16 protein-coding genes are annotated in these 21982 nt (G+C 38.6%); 14 read left to right on the top strand and 2 right to left on the bottom strand.

Going from position 1 to position 21982, the window contains the following annotated elements; genetic code table 11:
- Together Q8865_03835 and Q8865_03830 are read left to right on the top strand one after the other, a co-directional pair.
- On the top strand, positions 1 to 1936 hold a 1936-nt coding region (locus Q8865_03835), incomplete at its 5' end, for a penicillin-binding transpeptidase domain-containing protein (protein MDP4152561.1).
- 12 nt (positions 1937 to 1948) lie between these two features.
- Positions 1949 to 2425, top strand: a complete 477-nt coding sequence (locus Q8865_03830) for a hypothetical protein (protein MDP4152560.1) — start codon at positions 1949 to 1951, stop codon at positions 2423 to 2425.
- Positions 2426 to 2590: 165 nt separating this feature from the next.
- On the opposite strand, the gene Q8865_03825 is transcribed toward Q8865_03830, so the two are convergent.
- Complete coding sequence (locus Q8865_03825; protein ID MDP4152559.1) at positions 2591 to 5053, bottom strand: DsrE/DsrF/DrsH-like family protein; 2463 nt, start codon at positions 5051 to 5053, stop codon at positions 2591 to 2593.
- Between the two features lie 22 nt (positions 5054 to 5075).
- Positions 5076 to 5363 (bottom strand): metalloregulator ArsR/SmtB family transcription factor, encoded by a 288-nt coding sequence (locus Q8865_03820; protein ID MDP4152558.1) that lies wholly within the window; start codon positions 5361 to 5363, stop codon positions 5076 to 5078.
- Between the two features lie 135 nt (positions 5364 to 5498).
- Between Q8865_03820 and Q8865_03815 the strand changes: the two genes are divergently transcribed.
- The 12 genes from Q8865_03815 (at position 5499) to Q8865_03760 (ending at position 21964) form a co-directional block, all read left to right on the top strand.
- Complete coding sequence (locus tag Q8865_03815) at positions 5499 to 5840, top strand: cupin domain-containing protein (GenBank protein MDP4152557.1); 342 nt, start codon at positions 5499 to 5501, stop codon at positions 5838 to 5840.
- 18 nt (positions 5841 to 5858) lie between these two features.
- Entirely contained in the window at positions 5859 to 6050 is a 192-nt protein-coding gene (locus Q8865_03810) for a ferredoxin (GenBank protein MDP4152556.1), read from the top strand.
- Between the two features lie 166 nt (positions 6051 to 6216).
- The gene (gene nagA / locus Q8865_03805; protein ID MDP4152555.1) at positions 6217 to 7386 is read left to right on the top strand and encodes an N-acetylglucosamine-6-phosphate deacetylase; all 1170 of its coding nucleotides are present in this window, start codon (positions 6217 to 6219) and stop codon (positions 7384 to 7386) included.
- Positions 7383 to 9707 carry an AraC family transcriptional regulator gene (locus tag Q8865_03800; protein ID MDP4152554.1) on the top strand — a complete coding sequence of 775 codons (2325 nt, stop codon included), beginning with the start codon at positions 7383 to 7385 and terminating at the stop codon, positions 9705 to 9707. Before nagA ends, Q8865_03800 begins: the two co-directional genes overlap by 4 nt.
- A 204-nt stretch (positions 9708 to 9911) precedes the next feature.
- Positions 9912 to 11546 (top strand): extracellular solute-binding protein, encoded by a 1635-nt coding sequence (locus Q8865_03795; protein ID MDP4152553.1) that lies wholly within the window; start codon positions 9912 to 9914, stop codon positions 11544 to 11546.
- Between the two features lie 269 nt (positions 11547 to 11815).
- Positions 11816 to 13462 carry an extracellular solute-binding protein gene (locus Q8865_03790; GenBank protein MDP4152552.1) on the top strand — a complete coding sequence of 549 codons (1647 nt, stop codon included), beginning with the start codon at positions 11816 to 11818 and terminating at the stop codon, positions 13460 to 13462.
- A gap of 271 nt (positions 13463 to 13733) precedes the next feature.
- Positions 13734 to 15380 carry an ABC transporter substrate-binding protein gene (locus Q8865_03785; protein ID MDP4152551.1) on the top strand — a complete coding sequence of 549 codons (1647 nt, stop codon included), beginning with the start codon at positions 13734 to 13736 and terminating at the stop codon, positions 15378 to 15380.
- Between the two features lie 9 nt (positions 15381 to 15389).
- Positions 15390 to 17039 (top strand): ABC transporter substrate-binding protein, encoded by a 1650-nt coding sequence (locus Q8865_03780; protein MDP4152550.1) that lies wholly within the window; start codon positions 15390 to 15392, stop codon positions 17037 to 17039.
- Between the two features lie 76 nt (positions 17040 to 17115).
- A complete protein-coding gene (locus Q8865_03775) occupies positions 17116 to 18783 on the top strand; it encodes a hypothetical protein (GenBank protein MDP4152549.1) in 1668 nt (555 codons plus the stop codon).
- 432 nt (positions 18784 to 19215) lie between these two features.
- Entirely contained in the window at positions 19216 to 20139 is a 924-nt protein-coding gene (locus Q8865_03770) for an ABC transporter permease subunit (protein ID MDP4152548.1), read from the top strand.
- A gap of 13 nt (positions 20140 to 20152) precedes the next feature.
- Positions 20153 to 21058: a carbohydrate ABC transporter permease gene (locus Q8865_03765; GenBank protein ID MDP4152547.1), complete on the top strand. Its 906-nt coding sequence runs from the start codon at positions 20153 to 20155 to the stop codon at positions 21056 to 21058.
- 87 nt (positions 21059 to 21145) lie between these two features.
- Positions 21146 to 21964, top strand: coding sequence for a sugar phosphate isomerase/epimerase (locus Q8865_03760; GenBank protein ID MDP4152546.1), 819 nt, complete (start codon positions 21146 to 21148; stop codon positions 21962 to 21964).
- Positions 21965 to 21982 lie beyond the last annotated feature (18 nt).

Here is a 21982-nt window from a genome sequence, read left to right as displayed (position 1 = left end):
TGCTGAAGCAGCATCCATTGTGGGTATAACAAAGTATCCAGGCAAATATGATCCTTTTACGCATCCTGACAATAATAAAGAGCGCCAGGAAACAGTATTATATAAGATGTACGAGCAGGGGTATATCACAAAGGAACAATACGAAAAAGCAAAAGCTGAGCCTTTAAATTTCGCAAAAGAAAAGGCAACCAGCGAGGTAAACTCTAAACAGTCATATTTTACTGATCAGGTTATAGAAGATGTTATCAATTCTCTTGTAACCGAGAAGGGCTATACAAAACAGTTTGCAACATCAATGGTCTATTCCGGCGGCCTTAAAATTTATTCTACTATGAATAAAGATATACAAGACACAATGGACACAGTATTTAAAGATGAGAAGAATTTTCCAAAGACGTACGGCTCTAAACAAAAAGCACAGGCATCGATGACTGTTATGGACCCATATACCGGCGCGGTTGTCGGAATAGTTGGAGGAAGAGGAGAAAAAACGGTTGACCGTGGACTCAATCGTGCGACACAGACGACGCGTTCGCCCGGTTCAACAATAAAACCTATTGCGGTTTATGCGCCAGCTATCGAATACAATGTAATTACAGAAGGCAGCGTGTTTGATGATACGCCGCTTGATATTGCTGACAAATGGCCTAAAAACTATACTAACAAGTATGGCGGAATGACAACAGTGAAGGATGCCGTTGAACAGTCGATAAATACGATTGCCACAAAAGTTCTCGATAAGCTTGGTACAGAGCGTTCTTATAATTTTATGAAGAATAATCTCGGAATCACTTCACTTGTTGACCGCAGAGTCCAAAACGGACAGGTTAAGTCGGATATTAATTTATCGCCTTTAGGTCTTGGAGGCCTTACAGACGGCGTTTCTGTTATGGAGCTTACCGCTGCCTACGTTCCGTTTGCAAATAAGGGCATTTATGTTAAACCATACACTTTTACAAAAGTTGAGGATTATCAGGGGAACGTTATTCTTGAGAAAAAGCCTGAAAAATCGATCGCAATGAGTGAACAGACTGCTTATATTATGAACGATCTGCTTCAAAGCGTTGTTTCTTACGGTACAGGTACTCCGGCAAAACTATCAGGAATGCCGACTGCCGGTAAAACGGGTACAACATCTGATGATAAAGACCGCTGGTTTGTAGGATATACACCATATTATGTTGGGGCTGTTTGGTTCGGCTTTGATACGCCTGAGGAGATAAATGTTTCGGGGAATAATCCGGCACTTGTATTATGGAAACGAGTAATGTCAAAGATCCATGAAGGCAAGCAGAGCCGTGATTTTTACAGTACGCAGGGGCTAACTAGGGAAACAGTCTGCGCTGACAGCGGTCTGCTTATGACTGATGCATGTAAAAGTGATCCTAGGGGAAGCAGGGAATATACGGCATGGTTCAAAAAAGGAACTGTTCCTACAAAATATTGTGATGTTCATATCTTTGCGGACATAGATACCGAGACTAATATGATTGCAGGGGCAAACTGTCCGGCAAGCAATCGAAAAAAGGTTGGTTTACTGAATGTAAAACGTGAATTTCCGTATGATATTGGAGTTACTGACGCACAATATACCTATCTTCCGATTCCCAGCGGATATTCATATAGTTATAACGGACCGGTTTATCAAAACCTGCTTCCTGATGGAACTTTTGCCGGTCACTCTGAGGGTGTTGATAACCCAATGAACCATCTAAGTCCAGGAAGCTCTGCAACTCCGGATAATGAATCTTCAGATTCCGGGGCGGCAAGTCAGACAGAGACTCCGAGCGACTCAGGAACACAATCAGGGAATACGGGTACAGCCACACAGAATGATACAACGACTGCACCATCAAATAATAGTAATGACAACAGTAGCAGCGGCAATTCTGGAGCCACTAAGACTGAGGAGCCAGTTGTTCCTGTTGTAAATTAAGGTGGACTTTAAATGAAAAGACATTTGCTAAAGATAACTTCAGTTTTACTGGCTGTTATGATGCTTGCTGGATGTACACCCAAACAACAGCTGAGAACAGTAATATCGACTAAAAGCGAAGATGAACATTTTGAGCTTTCTCTGAACGTTAAAGAAGGCACATATAAAGTTGGTGACAAAATTGAGGCAAAGCTCTCACTTAAAAATATTTCGGGAAGTGATACGGAAATAGGTTTAATAGAAGGCAGTTCACATATTCTATTCATTGATAAAGCCAGTGAATTCAGTTATACTAACGCAGCAGTGTATAAAACCAAGGCAACGATGAAAATAGGCGGTACTATAGATAGTAAAAAAGAAATTACACTGCCGTATGATGGCGATTTTAAACTGAAAGGCGTAATTGAATTTACCGAAAAAGATAAAGAAGGAAAAGATCAAAAGGTAAAGCTTGAAACAGGAGAGCTTTATGTAACAGCAAAGAAATAAAAAAGTTTGCTAGCTGACAGACGCTCAAAAAAGGCAGGCAGACGAAGAACAGGCGCTCGTCGCTGTATGGCAGATACAGCAGAGCGCCTGTTTTGATTTTACGTGCACGTGATTTTTCGATAGTCTGAAAGGAGTTTGCTAACTGCACACTCCTTTATTTTTAACTTAGATAAAAAGCGTTGTTCCTGCGTTTTCGTTGCTTGAAATGTATGTCGCTACGCCGCCAAGTTCAACCCCATCTATGAGTTCTTCTTTTTTAATTCCCATGAGTTCCATGCTCATTGTGCAGGCAACGAACCGTACGCCGACATTCATAGCATTTTTAATCATTGTTTCGATATCATCAACATTTTTATTTTTCATTATTCCTTTTATCATTTTAGGTCCTATTCCTAACATGTTCATGTTGGATAAAGGCAAATGACGTGCGCCTCTCGGCATCATAAAGCCGAACATCCTTTCAATAAAGGATTTTTTTACGTTTATATGACTAGAACGGCGCAGTACATTAAGTCCCCAAAACGTGAAAAACAAAGTTACTTTTTTCCCGCTGGCTGCGGCTCCCTGAGCTATTATCATTGATGCAAGCGCTTTATCAAGTGCTCCACTGAATACGACAATTGTTGCATTATCCTGCAATGGCTTTGAAACGGCACTGCATACGGATTGTCCTTTTTGTATCATTGCAACATAATTTCCGTTCTCATTTGTTAAAGAAATTAACTTATGTCCATTTGTCGCACACCAGTTTTCCACATCCTTTGAAAAACCAAAATCAGTAGCCTTAACGCGGATAAGGTCTCCGGGAGCGGCATTTTTAACAGCCTGATATGTCGCCATTAGGGGGCCAGGACATTGAAGCCCGCATGCATTTACCTCTGCAATGCTGTTTTTTGAAACAGTCTGATTGTCAGTATCTACCGATGGAGGTGCGGCTTTTTTCGTGTTTGTAAGAGGCTTATATCGTGCTGTTTTATAGGTAAGGTATCCGCCAGACAGGTTATAGAGTTTTGAATAACCTCTTCCACGCAGGATCATTAGCGCTATATGAGCTCTAAGACCGACTTGACAGGTCACGTAAATTGAAGCTTCTTTCGGGAGATTCAATTTATCAAGCTCATTGCGAAGACCGTCTACTGGTACGTTCACTGCACCCTCAATATGACCCGCTGAGAATTCAATAGGAGTACGCACATCTAGAAGAATTCCGCCATTTTTGATTATATCGTCAATCTCAGAATACTGAACGAAATCATAAAATCCGTCCAGCGTATTAGAAGCTATATATCCAAGAATATTTACAGGGTCTTTTGCAGAAGAGAAAGGAGGGGCATAACATAATTCCAGATCAGTCAAGTCACGCACCGTGCCGCCCAGTCGAATTACCGTTGAAATAACGTCAATACGTTTTTCTGTTCCATCTCTTCCAACTGCTTGAGCACCTAAGATTTTACCACTAGCTGGCGAGAAAAGAAGCTTAAAAGATATATTTGATGAGCCAGGGTAATAGGATGCATGATTGGCGCGGTGAGCATGAATTGCCTTATAAGCAATGCCTTTTGATTTTAACAGAGCTTCGTTGTTGCCTGTGGATGCAACAGTAAGATCAAAAACTTTGGCAACGTTAGTTCCTAACGATCCCTTATATTCAATGGGGAGCCCGTTGATATGGTCTGCTACAAGCCTTGCCTGACGATTGGCAGGGGAGGCGAGCGGAATGGCGGTTTTAGACCCGTCTACCAAATCGCTTAATTCAATAGCATCACCAACGGCATAAATGTCTGAAATAACCTTTCCAGTCTCAACGTCAAAAACCTGAAGCTGTTCATTTGTTTTGATATGACCGCGCGGACCTATTGAAATCCCTGCATTTTTAGCAAGGGTATTTTCCGGCGAAACGCCGATAGACATTAGAATCATGTCGGCTTTGAGTTCTGTTCCGCTCTCGAGCTTGATTATGCCGCCTTCCTTAAACTGTGAAATGCCATCATTAAGAATCAGGTCAACTCCGTGAGCGTTTAACTCTTGATGTACAAATTGTGCCATCTCTATGTCAAGTGGGCGTAATACCTGAGACAGCTTTTCGACGATAGTAACTTTGATGCCGGCTTTGGTCAGGTTCTCCGCCATTTCAACCCCTATAAAACCTCCGCCGATAACTGCCGCTGTCTTTGGCTTGTTTTCAACAATAGAACTTTTTATTTTATCAGTATCAGGAATATTGCGCAGGTAAAAAATATTTGATGTGCTTTCAATGCCCGGAATTGCAGGCTTTATAGGTTTCGCACCTGGTGAGAGTATCAAAATGTCAAAGATTTCCTCATATGTGGATTGTTTGACTTTGTCATATACTGTTACGGTTTTCTTTTGACGATTGACAGATACCACTTCGGACAGGTTGCGTATATCAAGATTAAATCTTTTAGACATCCCTTTAACCGTTTGAACCATAAGGTTTTCTCTTTCGCTTATTTCACCGCCGATATAATATGGAAGTCCACAGTTTGCAAATGAGATATACTCATCTCGTTCAAAAAGAATTATTTGATCATCCTCGTTTAACCTTCTCAGACGCGCTGCAACAGTTGCACCACCGGCGACTCCGCCGACAATAATGATTTTTTTCATTGTTCTGCCCCTCTCATATTATTTATTCACAATCGTCTATGTCTGACATAAGCATTTCGGCGATTGCAATAGCCTCTGGACTAACAACTTCATAGCAGATTTCCTTGCCCTGCCTTACGCCTTTTATTATTCCGACAGATTTAAGCTTTGCAAGATGCTGAGAAAGCCCGCTTTGACTAAGCCCCAGTTTTTCTTGTATTTTACCTACGTTACAACGGTGCTTTTGAAGCCCTCTTACTATACACAGTCTTTGCGGATGCGATAAAACCTTAAGCATTTCAGCCCTTTGTTCGAGCAGCTCCATATTCATATAGAAAAACTCCTTCTTAGAAACATATTATTATATTAATATATTACGATATGATAATATATTAGTCAATAAAAAATGTATCTATTTATAACAAAAGGATATAATAAAATAGATAATTTATATAAGGTGGATTTTATGGGGCAAAGATTACTAAAAAATATTGATGCTTCTAAGGTACTCGATTTAAATTCTTTAGTTGATTATAACAATGGACAGGTAGTTAGCAGGACATTAGTGCAAAACAAAGCAGTAAGTATAACATTATTTGCTTTTGATTCAGGTGAAGAGATCGGAGCGCACGTATCTGAAGGAGAGGCAATGATATGCATTCTTGATGGAAACGCGCAGATTACTATCGGTGAAGATACTTTTATTTTAGATAAAGGTCAAACTATTGTTATGCCTGCTGGCATACCGCATGCAGTTTTTGCAAATTCTAAGTTTAAAATGCTTCTAACAGTTGTATTTCCGTTATAAAACGAAAGGAGAAAATTTATGAAAGCATATCTTGACAGAGATGGGTGTATTGCCTGCGGGCTGTGCGCCGAAACATGCCCTGAAGTATTCAGAATGGCAGATGACGGCTTTGCTGAAGTTATTCAGGAACATGTACCTGAAGAGGTTGCCGATTCAGCCTCGGAAGCCAGGGAAGGCTGTCCCGTTTCGGTCATTTCAATTGAGGAATAAGCGTTTTGTCGTTAAAGAGCTGAATTCATTTTTTTTAGAAATGGATGTCAGCTCTTTTTTACGGTTATGGATAATTGATATAACTTGAGTAATAAAGGTTGAAAAAACGATACAAAATTACTATAATTATTTTGAAGAATAAAAATTAGACTTTATGGGAGTGCAGATGAGAGTTTTATATTTTAATGGGAATGTTTACTGCCATGACAAAATTTTGAATAATGGCAGCTTTATTGTTGAAGAGGGAAAATTTGCTTGGATAGGATCTAAAGACAAGGCTCCGAGAGCGGATAAAGTAATTGATTTAAATGGCGCTGCTGTAGTACCCGGATTTATCGATGTACATACTCACGGGTTTGGCGGAATCAGCGTAATGGATGCAGCTAAGGATCCGAATAAATTAATACAGCTTTGCAAAATGTTTGCCCGGAATGGGGTAACATCTTTTTTACCCACTACGCTTACTGCGTCTTTAGAAGAATTAAAGGAAGTTTTCGGTGCCATTCGAGATTTAGCTGAGGCTGAAACAGGAGGGGCAAGGATAGTCGGAGTAAATGCTGAGGGCCCGTACATAAGTACACACAAAGCAGGGGCGCAAAACCCTGAGTTTATTAGATCAATAAATAAAGACGAAATTCAAAATCTGCTATCCGATTTTGAAAATATTAAAATTATAACCATTGCACCTGAACTTGAAGGTGCTGTGGATTTAATAAAGGAGATATCCGATAAGACAATAGTATCGATCGGGCATACTGACACGGGCTATGACGATGCATGCAGAGCGATTGAAGCCGGCGCCCGCAACATGACACATCTTTTCAATGCTATGTCGCCCATGTCGCATAGGGATCCTGGAGCGGTTGGTGCGGGCCTTTTTTCTGATGTATACGTTGAGCTTATATGTGACGGACATCATGTTCATCAAGATGTCTTAAACTTTGTTTGCAATGTCAAAAACAAAGAAAAAATACTGCTTATTACTGACAGTGTAAACCCCGCAGGCTGTGAGCCGGGCGAATATGATTTTGCAGGTCTTCCGGTTGTGGTGAATGAAGAAGCAATTGTTTTAAAGAATGGCGGTAATCTTGCAGGAAGTGCTCTTACTATGGACAGGGCACTGCGAAATATTATTCGTTTTTCAGGCATGCCGCTTGAAGAAGCGTTGAATTTTATAACCGCTAATCCTGCTCGTCTGCTGGGAATCGATCATAGAACAGGTACACTATCAGTTGATATGGATGCTGATTTTGTGCTGCTTGATGAATCATACAACGTGATTGCGACTTATGTTGGCGGCAATTGCGTTTATTCAGCCATAGGAGATGATACATGAGCTATTTAAAACATGCATCGTCTCGGTTTTATAAATACCTGTTTTCATATGTCTTGATTTTAACTCTTGTTCTTGCCTTTTTCGGCTCAATAGTTTACGGCAGTCTTCTTACGGCTGTTCGTAAAGATATTGAGGCAAATTATATAGACAGCCTTGTCCAGATTCAGCGCGTTCTCGACAACAGATTTGTCGAGCTTTATAGGGTTGCCCTGGAAATATCGGAGAACCCTATACTGTCAAAAAGACAACTGCATAATTCGGGATACGATGTATATCTTGGAGTTCAGGAACTTAGGAAATATAACACGAATAATGCATATTTTGATGAAATTGCTCTTTACTTTTTAGGGGATCCTGATGAGAAGATTTACACTTCTTCTTACGACTCAGATCTTTCGCTTTTTTTTAACAGATTGAACGCATATTCTAATTGGAACGAAGAACAATTCAAAAATGATGTCGGAAAGCTTCAAAGTCCTACAACGAGACCACTTGAGAATGTAAGAATTTTGAATATTTCAGACAAAAAATATATGACGCATATATATCCAATTCCCATATATTCAACTAAGCCGAATGCCGTCATCATGTTCCTAGTTGATGAGTCGGTTTACAAGGAAATGTTTGCTAACATTTGTGAAAAAAACAAGGGGTTTGCTTTTGTTTTTGACGAGAATAAAAAACTGTTGGTTAGCATTTCGGACAACCAGCCAGACGATATTTCATCGCACCTTTTAAAAAACATAAACTTGTCATCTGATAAGTCAATTGATAAGATAAAATATAAAGGCATTGAATATTCAGTCGTAAAACATGTTTCACCGTATAACAATTATACATATGTTGCAGCAAGCCCTACACAAATTTATATGAGCCAGTTCTGGGCACAGCGCAATGTTTTTTATATTAGTATATTTATAATTTTCCTTGTTGGCGCTGCTATATCGCTTATGCTTGCTTTGAGTGCTTATAAACCTTTAAAAGAACTTGCCAATACATTTAAGGAATATAACAGTGAGAATGAAAAGGACGCTGACAAGGATGAATTTGAAGTAATCTCAAATCTGTTTAGGAATGTTTCCGCAGAAAATAAGGATCTGGTTGACAAATTAAACAATGACCAATCTGTTTTACAAAATATATTTATTTTAAAACTTTTGCGCGGCAAATTAAAAAATGAACAAAAAATAGCGGATGTTGCTCAGAATGTAGGCGTAAAACTGCCATATAACAGCTGCTGTACTGCGATAATATACTTTGACCAGTATAAAGATGAAACAGACAAGGACAGGGAGAATTTTGACCTTATAAAGTATGCTATACGCAATGTGTCTGAAGAAATGGCGGCTTCGATTGGTATTTGTCATACTGTTGAGCTTGAAAACGGAAGAAGTATGGCGATGCTGTTTAATTTTGATACAAAACATGAGATAAGATCTCAGATTGAACGCTTGGCATTCGCTTTAAAGGAATTTTTTAAATCTAATTTTGAAATTACGATAACTGTTGGCATCGGCGGTATAGTAAACAGTATCATGAATGCGGGTGTCTCCTTCTCGCAAGCTGAAAGAAGTGTAAACTACAGGCTCCTTAAGGGGAACGACTCAATTATCAGTTTTGAGGATATAAAAAATCATGATAATCAAATGTATAGTTATCCGGCAGAACTTGAATCTGACTTGATTCTCGCGATTAAAACAGGGGATAGCGATAAGGTGCGCAGCGTAACGTCTAACATTCAAAATTATATTTTAAATAACATTGCAAGCCCTAAGTCAGCACGTATTGTATGTATAGGTATTATCAATTCACTGCTTAAAGCTGTTGAGGATATGAACCTAAGCGCGAATAATACGCTGTATGCCGGAACCGGAAGCCTTATAATGGATGAATTTGAAACAGTAAATTCACTCGTAGAAAGAATCACAGATTTTTGCTTGGAAATATGCAAGGATATAGAAGTATCCAAAGAAAGTAAAAATGTAAAGCTTCGAGAGATGGCGCTTAGCGTAATCAATAACGAATTAACTAATCCAAACCTAACCCTTGAGTATATTGCATCAAAATGCAGTGTATCGCCTTCCTATTTGAGCAGATATTTTAAAGACCAGACTGGTACGACCTTAATTCAATATATAAATACGCTTAGAATAGAAAAAGTTAAAACTCTGCTAAAGGAAACGGATCTTTCTATAAGAGATATACTTTTGCAAGTAGGTTATTTTGATGAATCGAACTTTATCAGAAAGTTTAAAAAGTCTGAGGGGATAACGCCGATTCAGTACAGAAATATTGCTAGAGAAAGTTTGAACAAAAATTAAAAAATCTCGGTCGCTGAAAAGGTGACCGAGATTTTTCATAGACGAACAAATAAATATTATTTAAGCGTTCGTTATATCAGTTTACTATTATGTAAAAAAAAGCTAATGGTTTACACAAATTGAATATAGAAATTAAAAATATATTACACTATGATGAAAAGGCAGAGATAAACCCTAAGCAAATCTTTTAAAGGAGAAATTACAGTGAAGAAAGTATCAAGGATATTAGCGATAATTCTTTCGCTAGTTATAACTTCATCATTGCTAAGCTCATGCGCCGCCGCAAAACCGAGTAAACAGACAGCGGCTGAGAAAAACATACCGAATTTCAACGCTACCGGTTTTCCAATAGTAAAAGAGCCGATAACTCTAAAATTTATGGTTTCAAAAACCGCGTCACAAGAAGATTATGCCAATACAATGATCTGGAGCGAATACGAAAAGAAAACCAATATACATATTGATTGGGATGCAGTTTTATCGAATAATATTGCTGAGAAGCGTAACTTGGTGCTCGCATCCGGCCAGAACCTGCCTGACGCTTTCTATCGTGCAGGGTTTGGAAGAAATGACCCCATGAAATATGGAAAAGAGGGCTTGTTTATCCCGCTCAATAATCTTATTGACAAGTATGCGCCTAATTTAAAAAAGGTTCTGAATGATTATGATGCGGTGCGTAAAAGCCTTCCGGCTCCTGATGGAACTATATACGCATTGCCGGCTGTAACAGATTGCTATGAGAACGAAATGAACCAAAAGCTTTTTATCAATACAAAGTGGCTTGAAAAAGTGGGAAAGAAAATGCCTACAACACTTGACGAATTATACGATGTGCTGAAAGCATTTAAAACACAGGATCCAAATGGTAATGGTAAGCAGGACGAAATACCTTTTACTGCAACAAATACTACGCAGATATTCAACGTGCTTAAGGGTTCATATGGAATGATGAACAAGGGTCTTACTCATTCAAAAGTCGATGTTGATCCTGCTACTGGAAAATTACGCTTTCTACCTATAACAAATGAGTTCAGAGAGATGCTTTCTTTCCTTAACAAGCTCTATAAAGAAGGTCTTATGGATGAGGAAATATTCACAATGACTAGCGCAAAAATCACTGCGAAAGCATCTCTGAATGTTCTTGGCTCAACTGCGGATATCATCACAACACAGCTTGGCAATTACGGTGGCGATTTTGCCGGAATTCCTAAGCCTCTTAAAGGCCCATATAAAGACCTAATGTACACTGCAATCAGAAGTCATATCAGCACACAATGCGCTGTTACAATAACAAGTACAAATAAATATCCCGAAGCTACTATGCGCTGGTTGGATTACTTCTATTCAGAAGAAGGCGGACGCATGTATTTTATGGGTATTGAAGGGAAATCATATCATAAGACAGCTGATGGAAAATATGAATTTTTGCCTGATATACTGTCGCAAGTAGGTAATGGGAAAACATTTGACCAGGTTGTTGCGAAGTATGTTCCTTATATGGGCGGCGGCAATCCAGCTCTCATGAAAGGCGAATATTTCTATGGATCGGAGATGCTTCCGGGGCAAAAAGAAGCGGCCGACTATATGATGCCGTATGTTCCTAAAGATTTGTGGGGATACTTTAGTTATACCCCTGAAGAAAATGAAAGAATTGACTCGCTTGAGGCAGATATGTTCAAGGGACATTATGATGTTATGATTCCTAAATTTATCAGCGGGGAAGTTAATGTTAATGACGATGCTGAGTGGCAGAAATTCGTTGATGCGTTTTATCAGATGGGACTAGACGAGTATATGAAGATTTACCAAACTGCACGTGAAAGATACGAAAAAGCATAAAAGTACAAATTGAGATAGAGAGTTAGAGTAATGTGTAGAAGGTTAAGAACCTATTGCTCATGGGGATTCCCCTTCCCCGCAAAAGACTGCCGTAATATTACGGCAGTCTTTTGCACTTCTAACCATTGTTAAAGTTTTACTGCAAGTTAACACGAAATTATGCTTAAAAAATTCGCAAAATGATATTGAAAAAGTGCAATTTTTCACAATACATCCACGTAAATCAATGATATAATGAAATTAATTAATTTAGAGGGGATGTATGATTGATGCGCAGAAACATAAGGTTTGTTTCTCTGTCATTAGCTGTGTTAATGCTTGCATCGTTTTTGGGAGCATGTTCACCTAAACGGGCGGCTGGCAAAGCAGTTGACGCCGAAACAAAAGCACGGCTTGAAAATCTAAATACCAGCGGCGAATTTCCAATAGTAAAACAGCCAATAACCCTTAAGTTTATGGTTAGCCGGGATCCGTCTCAGAGCAGCTATAAAGACATTCTGATATGGTCAGAGTATGAAAAAAAGACGAATATTCATATCGACTGGGACGAGGTGCCAGCTACGTCAATTGGAGAGAAGCGTAATCTTGTACTGGCATCCGGGCAGAATCTTCCCGATGCGTTTTTCCGCTGTAGTTTTAATGGCCGTGATACTGCAAAATATGGCGCTCAAGGCGTATTTGTAAAACTTAATGATTACATTGACAAATATATGCCAAATTTTAAAAAAGTGGCTAGCCAGTATGAAGATGTAAAAAAAGGTCTTCCAACCGTTGATGGCACGATTTATGCGCTGCCATGCGTTTCAGATTGTATAGAGCAGGAGATCAACCCTAAAATATTTTTGAATACCGATTTCATCAAAAACGTTAATGGGACAATGCCTAAAACAACAGATGAGCTTTATACATTACTGAAAAAGTTCTACGATGAAGACGCAAATAAGAACGGTAAGAAAGATGAAATCCCGATAACAGCCAGCTCACTGACAAATCTTACACATGCATTCAAAGGGGCTTTTGGTTTAATGAACAGAGGCAGCGTTCATGTGAATGTTGACGTTGATCCTAAATCAGGCAATTTGAGATTTATTCCTACTGCGCCGGAATTTCGTCAGATGCTTGAATATCTCCACAAGCTATACAACGAACATCTTTTAGACTCTGAAGTTGTAACTATGACTTCTTCAAAAATTATTTCTAAGGATGCGGTTAACGCACTCGGAGGAATGATTTACACGTCGACTTCCGTTCTTGATTCGGAACGAGTAAAGAAATATGAAGGCATTCCGGAAGCTTTACAAGGGCCTAATGGAGATAAAACATGGGCGGCATGCCGCTCGCATATTTCGAATCTTGGCGCTTTTACTATGACAAATACAAATAAAAATCCTGAAGCAACCATGCGCTGGATGGATTATTGGTATGGCGATGAAGGTTCCAGAATGTTCTTCCTTGGCGTTGAAGGTGTTTCATACCAGAAGAATTCTGACGGCAAATATGATTTTATTCCCGAAGCTATTCAAATTCCAAAAGGTTCAAACCTTAATCAGGTTATTGCAAAATATGTTCCATATGCCGGCGGCGCAAATCCTGCACTTTTAAAATCTGATTATTTCCGCGGGAGTGAGATGGCTCAGGCATCCGCACAGGCGGCCCATAATATGATTTCATATCTTCCAAAAGACATATGGGGCTGGTTTAGCTATACAGAAGAAGAATCAGATCAGCTATCAAGTCTTGAGGCAGATCTGTTTAAAGGACACTATGATATTGCAGTGCCTGCATTTATAACCGGGCAGACTCCAATCAATGATGAGACTTGGAATCAATATGTAGCTAAATTTAATGAGATCGGACTTCAGAAATACATGGATATTTATAAAGCCGGTTACGATCGTTATAAAAAGGCAAAATAAGTAGAAATCGCATTTTAGTGGGCTATATTTTGAGATAGAGATTATATATGGCATTATTTGGGATTGAAAGTTTACTTTAAAATTAAGGCTGCCAGTAATGGCAGCCTTTGTATATAATTTTTGTATATTTTATATAAGTAACATAAACTATTTTTGTGTATATTGTTAAAAAATAATTATAGATTCATTATTTGTTTACACATTATATACAATGTGATAAAATATATAAGTAAAAATCCCAAATTTTTATAATAAGGAGAGAGAGAGCAAAATGAGAACACAATTGCGAGTTCTATCACTAGCAACCGCATGTGTTTTGGCAGCTACGATGCTTAGCGGATGCGGTCCTTCACAAAGCGTTGCAGGTAAAAAGGCTAAAGACCCTGCTGCTGAGGCAAGACTTGCAAACATGAACAAAGAGGGTTTCCCCATTGTAAAACAGCCGATAACGCTAAAATTTATGGTTGGCAGAAACAGTGCACAGAGTGACTGGGCATCAATTTTAACTTGGCCTACATACGAAAAGAAGACTAATATTCACATTGATTGGGATGCAGTGCTTTCAGACAATCTTGCTGAAAAACGCAACCTTGTTCTTGCTTCCGGTCAGAATCTGCCTGATGCATTTTTCCGCTGCAGTTTCAGCACCCCAGACGTTCAGAAGTATGGTGCAGACGGCACATTTTTAAAGATCAACGATTATCTGGATTATATGCCGAATTTCAAACAGGTTCTTGATAAATACGACGATATCCGCAGAGGCTTGCCTTCTGTAGACGGATCAATTTACTCATTGCCCGGTCTTACTGATTGTCCTGAAATCGAGCTTAATCCAAAAATTTATTTAAATAAAAAATTCATGGATAATGTCGGCGCTACTATGCCGAAATCTTTGGATGATTTATATAATACCCTTAAGTTAATGCTCGATAAGGATGCAAATAAAGACGGTAAGGCTGATGAAGTTCCGTTAACATCTAACTCATGGAAAACATTACGTAACGCCTTAATGGGTGCATATGGACTTATGAACAGGGGTTCAACACACCAAAACATTGATATTGATCCTAAAACAAATAACTTAAGATTTATTCCAACGGCACCTGAATTCCGTCAGCTTGTTGAATATATGCATAAGTTATATTCTGAAAAATTAATTGATAATGAGATATTTACAATTAAAAGTTCAAATGTAACTGCAAAAGTTGAAGCAGATCTCGTTGGCGGTATAGTTCATACAAACACTACTCTTGCAGGCAATAAGCACGTTGATGACTTCACTGGAATTACTGAAGCATTGCAGGGACCAAACGGCGATAAACTTTGGACGGGAATTAGAGGACATATGTCCACAAAAGGCAGTTTTTCTATAACGAAAACAAATCAATATCCAGAAGCAACTGCCCGTTGGATGGACTATTGGTTCAGCGATGAGGGCGCACGCCTATACTACATGGGAGTTGAAGGCGAGTCGTATTATGTAACTTCGGACGGCAAGTATGAATTTATTCCGGAGAAGGTTAAAGTTCCTGAAGGCTCAACTTATGATCAGACAGTTGCCAAGTTTACACCATATGCAGGTGGCGGCAACCCGGCTCTTGCTTTATCTAAGTATTTCAAGGGTGCAGAACTTCTGCCAATTCCTCAGAAATGTGCACAGGATCTTTCAAAGTTCACTCCAAAGGAAGTATGGGGATTCTTTAACTATACCGATGAAGAAACGAATCGTATGTCATCTATTGAAGCTGACATGTTTTCAGGTTTTTATGACACAGCTATTCCTAACTTTATCTCTGGTCAGACACCTCTTAACGATCAGACTTGGGCAGATTACGTTGCTAAGTTTGATAAAATGGGATTAGCAGAGTACATGAAGATTTATAAAAGCGGATACGATCGCTATAAATCTATAAAATAAGGGGAAAAAATGAATATTAGAACAAGGATATTGTCAGTTATCACTGCCTCTGTTTTTGCTGCTTCCATGCTGTCAGGTTGCGCTGCCAAACCAACCTCTGCCGCTAAAAAGACTAATGATCCGGTTGTTGCCGCACGACTTGAAAACCTCAACTTGCAAGGATTTCCGATTGTTAAACAACCTATCACGCTAAAATTTATGGTCGGCAGACATTATACGCAAGACAGCTATGCTAATATTCTTACTTGGCCTACATATGAAAAAATGACAAATATCCATATTGACTGGGATGAGGTTCTGATGGATAATATCTCAGAAAAACGGAACCTTGTGCTTGCGTCAGGTCAGAATCTTCCAGATGGCTTTTTCAGATGTGGGTTTGCCCAGCGTGATCCTCAAAAATATGGTACTCAGGGATTATTTGTAAAGTGGAATGATCTTGTAGATCAATATATGCCGAACTTTAAAAAAGTAATGTCTTCGATGGATGATGTAAAAAAAGGTCTTCCGTCTGTTGATGGCTCTATTTATGCTTTGCCATCAGTTAGTGACAGCATTGAAATGGAAGTAGGCACTAAGCTTTACATGAATCAAAAATATCTAGATAAAATAGGCAAAAAGTTGCCGACGAATTTAGATGAGCTTTATGATGTTTTAAAAGCAATGCGTGATAATGACGCAAATGGTAACGGTAAGCAGGATGAAATACCGCTTTCACTAAGTTCATTGTCTACTCTTCTGAACGGTTTTAAAGGTGCGTTTGGTCTTATGAACCGAGGTTACTGGCAGGGGAATGTTGACGCTGACCCTAAAACTGGGAAACTTCGTTTCATTCCTACGGCCCCCGAGTTTCGTCAGATGCTTGAATATTTGAATAAGCTTTATAAAGAAAAGCTTATCGATAACGAAGTATTCACAAACACAAGTGCGAAAGTTACGGCAAAAGTCGAAATGGGGGTTGTTGGGTCGTTCCTACACACCAATACAACTATTGCCGGCAGTAAGTATGTGAATGATTATACAGGACTTACTGAGGCACTCAAAGGACCAAATGGCGACAAAATGTGGGCAGCAATCAGAAGCAAGATGAACGGAAAAGGCGCTTTTGCCATGACGCCAAATGATCAGTATCCTGAGGCAACTGCACGCTGGATGGATTATTGGTATGGTGAAGAGGGCTCTAAACTTTTCTACTTGGGTGTGGAAGGCGTGTCATTTGAAAAGACCAGCGACGGCAAATATCAGTTTATACCTGATAAAATAAAGATTAAGCCGGGGTCTACTTATGATCAAACTGTTGCTAAATTCTCCCCATATGCCGGTGGCGGCAGCCCTGTAATTGCACTTTCTAAATATTTCCAAGGCGCTGAGATGCTTCCTGTCCCCGCAAAGGCTGCACAGGATATGCAGAAATATGCGCCGAAGGAACTCTGGGGATATTTCAATTATACCGATGAGGAATCTGAAGAACTGGCGTCACTTGAAGCAGATATGTTCAAGGGATATTATGATAATATTGTTCCAAAATTCATTTCAGGCGATACACCTCTTAATGATCAAACATGGAACGATTATGTTGCCCAGTTCGATAAATTAAACCTCAAGAGATTAATGGAAATTTACAACACTGGATACGATCGATATAAAAACATGAAGTAATTTTAAATACCAAAGCATGGGAATTTTCTCGTGCTTTGGTATAAAAGTGTAAACGATTACATTTAGGGGGTATTATATGAAAATTCACCATAGAATTACTGCGCTAATGCTTTCTGCTTTAATGATTGTTCCTATACTTGGCGGTTGTCAAAGAAAGATAACTGCTGCAGGGGCAAAAGCTAACCTTGATCCAGCCGCAAAGCAAAGGCTTGAAAATTTAAATCCAAACGGCGAATTTCCAATTGTTAAACAGCCTATAACATTAAAATTTATGGTTGGGCAGCATGAATACCAAAAGGATTATGCAAATATTCTCGTTTGGGGGGAGTATGAAAAAAAGACTAACATACATATTGATTGGAACGTTGTTCCTAATGCCTCAATCAAAGAAAAACGCAATCTTGTATTAGCGTCAGGGCAGGATCTTCCTGATGGGTTTTATCGTTGCAGTTTTGGCTCAAAGGATGTACAAAAATATGGTGAGCAAGGCCTGTTTTTAAAAATCAATGATTTGATTGATAGTTACATGCCTAATTTTAAGAAATTGACTACCAGTATGGATAGCGTAAGAAAATCACTGCCCGATGCGGAGGGGAATATTTACGCTCTGCCGGCTATTCAAGACGCACCTGAAGTTCAGATGCATCCAAAACTGTTTATTAATAAAAAGTTTATGGATAAAATCGGAGTGAAAAAACTTCCTACCACAACTGATGAGTTTTATGAATTATGCAAAGCTATGAGAGACAAAGATGCCAATGGGAATGGTAAGGCTGATGAAATTGCGCTGACATCAAATTCTTGGGGCACTATTCTTCGTGGCCTTTATGGTGCATATGGCTTGCAAAACAAGGGATACAGAAACGCTAATGTTGATCTTGATCCGAAAACGAACAAGCTTCGCTTTATTCCAACTGCACCTGAATTCCGCCAGCTTCTTGAATATGTTCACAAGATGTATGCTGAAAAACTGCTTGATAATGATATATTCCAACCTTCAGCAACTTTAAATACTAACATAATAGCAAAAAGTTCTATGGATTTAGTCGGCGGTCTTATGTACATTAATCTGGTTCTTTTAAGCAATGATAAAATGAATGATTTTACCGGGATAGAAGAAGCTCTTAAGGGACCAAACGGGGATAAACAATGGAACGCAATAATGGCTAATAATGCAACAAAAGGCGCGTTTGCATTTTCAAAAACGAATCCTTATCCTGAAGCTACTGCACGCTGGCTTGATTACTGGTACAGTGACGAAGGGTCAAGAATGTTCTACCTCGGAGTAGAGGGAAAAACATATTTCAAGGATACCGACGGAAAGTATAAATTTAAACCAGAAGTCTTGAAATCAAATGATCCCGGACAGAATTATGATGCCATTGTATCTACCATTACTCCTTTTGCCGGAGGCGGCAATCCGACTCTGCTGCTTTCGAAGTATTTTACAGGTAACGAGATGGCAGATGTTCCTGCAAAGGCTGCCAAAGATTTGTATAAATATGCGCCAAAGGAGGTCTGGGATTATTTCATTTATACAACCGATGAAATGGATCGCATGGCATCCTTGGAAGCGGATATGCTTACAGGCTATTATAACAATGTAGTTCCAGAGTTTATTTCGGGTAAAAGACCGATCAATGATCAGACATGGAATGATTATGTTGCACAGTATGATAAAATGGGACTTTCCGAATATATGGAAATCTATAACAGGGGATACGAAAGATATAAAAAGGCTTAATATACAATTATATATATTGCAATTTATACATAATTGTATTTGACTTTTCTCCTCTAATTTAGTAGAATTAATATGTTAAGCGGAAAGGTGAAAATTAATAATCCTCTAACCTTTCTTAATCTTAATCTGTACTTTTGACTGCCGAATAAAAATATGGAAGTTGTATTTTTATTCGGTGGTCTTTGGTGTTAAAGCATAGACAATAATTTTATGAGAGGAATGTGATAGGTTTAGAGAAATTATTTATTTTATTATGATAAATCCATAAGATTTATCATTAAAATAATGTAGTCAATAGGGAACAGAGACCTTGTTTGACGTAAATAAGAGAGGGAGAGAGGGGTTTATTTGGCTATCACCAAAGCGCAAACTATCACTAAAGTACAAACTATAAACAAAAAGTCTGTCACGAAATACTCACAAGGGCGTGCAATAAGAAAAGCATTTGCAAATAACTGGGATCTGTATTTGCTGCTGGTGCCAGTAATTGCGTATTTTATTATTTTTGCATATTGGCCAATGTTTGGAGTGCAGATAGCGTTTAAAGATTTTAAAAGCGCACCTGGAATTTGGGGCAGCCCTTGGACAGCACAGCATGGGCTTAAACATTTTATAAGGTTTTTTAACAGCTCGCAATTTATAAATATTGTTTGGAATACGATTTCCATAAGTATTTACAGTTTAGTTGCAAGATTTCCAATTCCTATTATTCTGGCGTTACTTATTAACGAACTTAAAAGCGTAAAGTTTAAAAAGACAGTTCAGATGGTTACATATGCGCCACACTTTTTATCAACTGTAGTTTTGGTTGGCATGATTTCCGTTCTGTTTTCTGCACCTAGTGCATTAATGGAAACTGGCGGTATAGTCAATACGATAATTATTAAGCTTGGGATGCAGCCTATAAAATTTGTTACTGATCCCGGTTGGTTTAAGCACCTTTATGTATGGTCTGGTATATGGCAGAGTACAGGTTGGGGCTCTATTATTTATATTGCTGCTCTCGCAGGAATAGATATTCAGCAGTATGAAGCTGCTATGGTTGACGGTGCTACTAAAATGCAGCGCCTGATTCATGTTACTCTTCCTGGCATCATGCCTACTGCTATTACACTATTTATACTTGATGTCGGCAAAATCATGAATGTTGGTTTTGAAAAAGTATTTTTAATGCAAAACGGTTTGAACTTAAGTGCCGCCCAGGTTATTTCAACATATGTTTATGATGTTGGACTTAAAGGCGCTGAATATAGTTTCTCAACCGCCGTTGGCTTATTCAATTCGGCTATCAACTTTGCTTTGCTGATTGCAGTAAACAATATCAGCAGAAAAGTTTCCGAAACGAGTTTGTGGTAAGGAGGAGAGAAACATGGCACTTTTTAAAAAGAATAGTATGGCTATAAAACAGACTGCTGCCGACAGAACATTCGATATTATAAATGTTACTCTGCTTACAATTGTTTTGCTTATTGTACTCTATCCGCTGGTTTATGTTATCAGTGCTTCTATAAGCGATCCAATGCTAGTGCTGCAGGGGAAGGTTACGCTTTTTCCTAAAAGGCTAACACTTAGCGCATATAAAATGGTTTTTAAAGACGACTCAATAATGAATGGTTATAAAAATACTATTTTTTATACAGTGTTGGGTACAATATGCAACTTGATTATGACCATCATGTGCGCATATCCTTTGTCAAGAAAAGACCTTGCTGCAAGACAGCAGATTACATTTTTTATTTCATTTACAATGTTTTTCAGTGGCGGTATGGTTCCAACATACTTGGTTATACAGAAACTAGGATTATTAAACAATTACTGGTCACTGATCCTTCCGGGCTTAATCAGTGTTTGGAACATGTTGATCATGAAAAACTACTTTCAGAGCTCTATACCTTATGAACTGCAGGAGGCAGCTAAAATTGACGGCTGTTCTAATATAGGTATTCTTATAAAACTTGTAATGCCGCTTTCAGTTCCAATAGTCGCCGTAATGGTGATGTACTACGGTGTCGGACATTGGAATGAATATTTTAACGCAATGATTTACCTAAATAATGAAAAGCTTTATCCGTTACAGCTTGTTTTAAGAGGAATACTTATTCAAAACGATATGTCAAATATGACAAACGAATCGTCAATGGTCGATCAGCAACTTTTAGCAGAATCAATAAAATATGCAGTGATTATCGTGTCATCTATTCCTGTTCTTATGCTGTATCCTCTTCTTCAGAGATACTTTGTCAAAGGCGTTATGGTTGGCGCAATAAAAGGTTAAATATTATCTTCGAAAAAGCCATATGTCGACCTGAAAAGGTTTGTTCATATGGCTTTTGTTATAAAATATAATTATGGGGTATTTAATATGAAACTAGGCGTAATAGTTAGAGCAAGGTCTACTGTTGAACTTGCGTCTGAATTTAAAAAAGCGATAGACATGGGTTTTGAAACATGTCAGTTAGTAATATGGGAAGAACAGCTTCTAACCGAAGAATTTGCTCAGAAGGTTATTAGCGCAAAAAATGAAACCGGAATAGATATCACAGCATTCTGGTGTGGGTGGCAGAAGCCTGTAACATGGAATTTCTATGAAGGTCAGGCTACCCTTGGGCTGATTCCAACAGCTTATCGTCATGCACGCACGCAAATGCTCTTAAAAGGTTCCGATTTTGCAAAATTAATAGGCGTAAACAATCTTGTAACACATGTTGGATTTATGCCTGAAAACCCATTATCAGAAGAATATTCGGGTACAATTGTCGCTCTTAAGCTAATAGTTAAGCACTGTAAAGATAACGGTCAGAATTTTTTATTTGAGACCGGCCAAGAAACTCCAATAACGCTTAAACGTGCTATACAGGATATCGGTATGGATAATGTCGGTATTAATCTAGACCCTGCAAACTTGCTTTTGTATGGAAAGGCAAATCCTGTTGATAGTCTTGATGTATTCGGGGAGTATGTCATGGGCGTCCATGCAAAGGACGGAGAATATCCTACTGACGGCAGATCGCTTGGACAGGAAAAACCGCTTGGTGAGGGAAGAGTTAATTTTCCAGCTTTAATTAGCAAATTAAAACAAATTGGTTATGACGGACCTCTTACGATAGAAAGAGAAATAAGCGGGGATAAACAAATAGAAGATATTATTAAGGCAAAGAAGCTGCTTGAAGCATTAATCTAACAGCGCAAATTGTTCAAA

The sequence above is a fragment of the Bacillota bacterium genome (assembly GCA_030705925.1).
Lineage (GTDB): Bacteria > Bacillota > Clostridia > Oscillospirales > Feifaniaceae > JAUZPM01.
The sequence above is the reverse complement of the archived record's forward strand: the minus strand, read 5'-3'. Positions and strand labels throughout refer to the sequence as shown.

What these genes read in the sequence shown, in the direction of transcription:
- Q8865_03830 (MDP4152560.1), top strand. Translation starts at nt 1,949, where the DNA reads ATGAAAAGACATTTGCTAAAGATAACTTCAGTTTTACTGGCTGTTATG.
- Q8865_03825 (MDP4152559.1), bottom strand. Translation starts at nt 5,053, where the DNA reads ATGAAAAAAATCATTATTGTCGGCGGAGTCGCCGGTGGTGCAACTGTT.
- Q8865_03820 (MDP4152558.1), bottom strand. Translation starts at nt 5,363, where the DNA reads ATGAATATGGAGCTGCTCGAACAAAGGGCTGAAATGCTTAAGGTTTTA.
- Q8865_03815 (MDP4152557.1), top strand. Translation starts at nt 5,499, where the DNA reads ATGGGGCAAAGATTACTAAAAAATATTGATGCTTCTAAGGTACTCGAT.
- Q8865_03810 (MDP4152556.1), top strand. Translation starts at nt 5,859, where the DNA reads ATGAAAGCATATCTTGACAGAGATGGGTGTATTGCCTGCGGGCTGTGC.
- nagA (MDP4152555.1), top strand. Translation starts at nt 6,217, where the DNA reads ATGAGAGTTTTATATTTTAATGGGAATGTTTACTGCCATGACAAAATT.
- Q8865_03800 (MDP4152554.1), top strand. Translation starts at nt 7,383, where the DNA reads ATGAGCTATTTAAAACATGCATCGTCTCGGTTTTATAAATACCTGTTT.
- Q8865_03790 (MDP4152552.1), top strand. Translation starts at nt 11,816, where the DNA reads ATGCGCAGAAACATAAGGTTTGTTTCTCTGTCATTAGCTGTGTTAATG.
- Q8865_03785 (MDP4152551.1), top strand. Translation starts at nt 13,734, where the DNA reads ATGAGAACACAATTGCGAGTTCTATCACTAGCAACCGCATGTGTTTTG.
- Q8865_03780 (MDP4152550.1), top strand. Translation starts at nt 15,390, where the DNA reads ATGAATATTAGAACAAGGATATTGTCAGTTATCACTGCCTCTGTTTTT.
- Q8865_03775 (MDP4152549.1), top strand. Translation starts at nt 17,116, where the DNA reads ATGAAAATTCACCATAGAATTACTGCGCTAATGCTTTCTGCTTTAATG.
- Q8865_03765 (MDP4152547.1), top strand. Translation starts at nt 20,153, where the DNA reads ATGGCACTTTTTAAAAAGAATAGTATGGCTATAAAACAGACTGCTGCC.
- Q8865_03760 (MDP4152546.1), top strand. Translation starts at nt 21,146, where the DNA reads ATGAAACTAGGCGTAATAGTTAGAGCAAGGTCTACTGTTGAACTTGCG.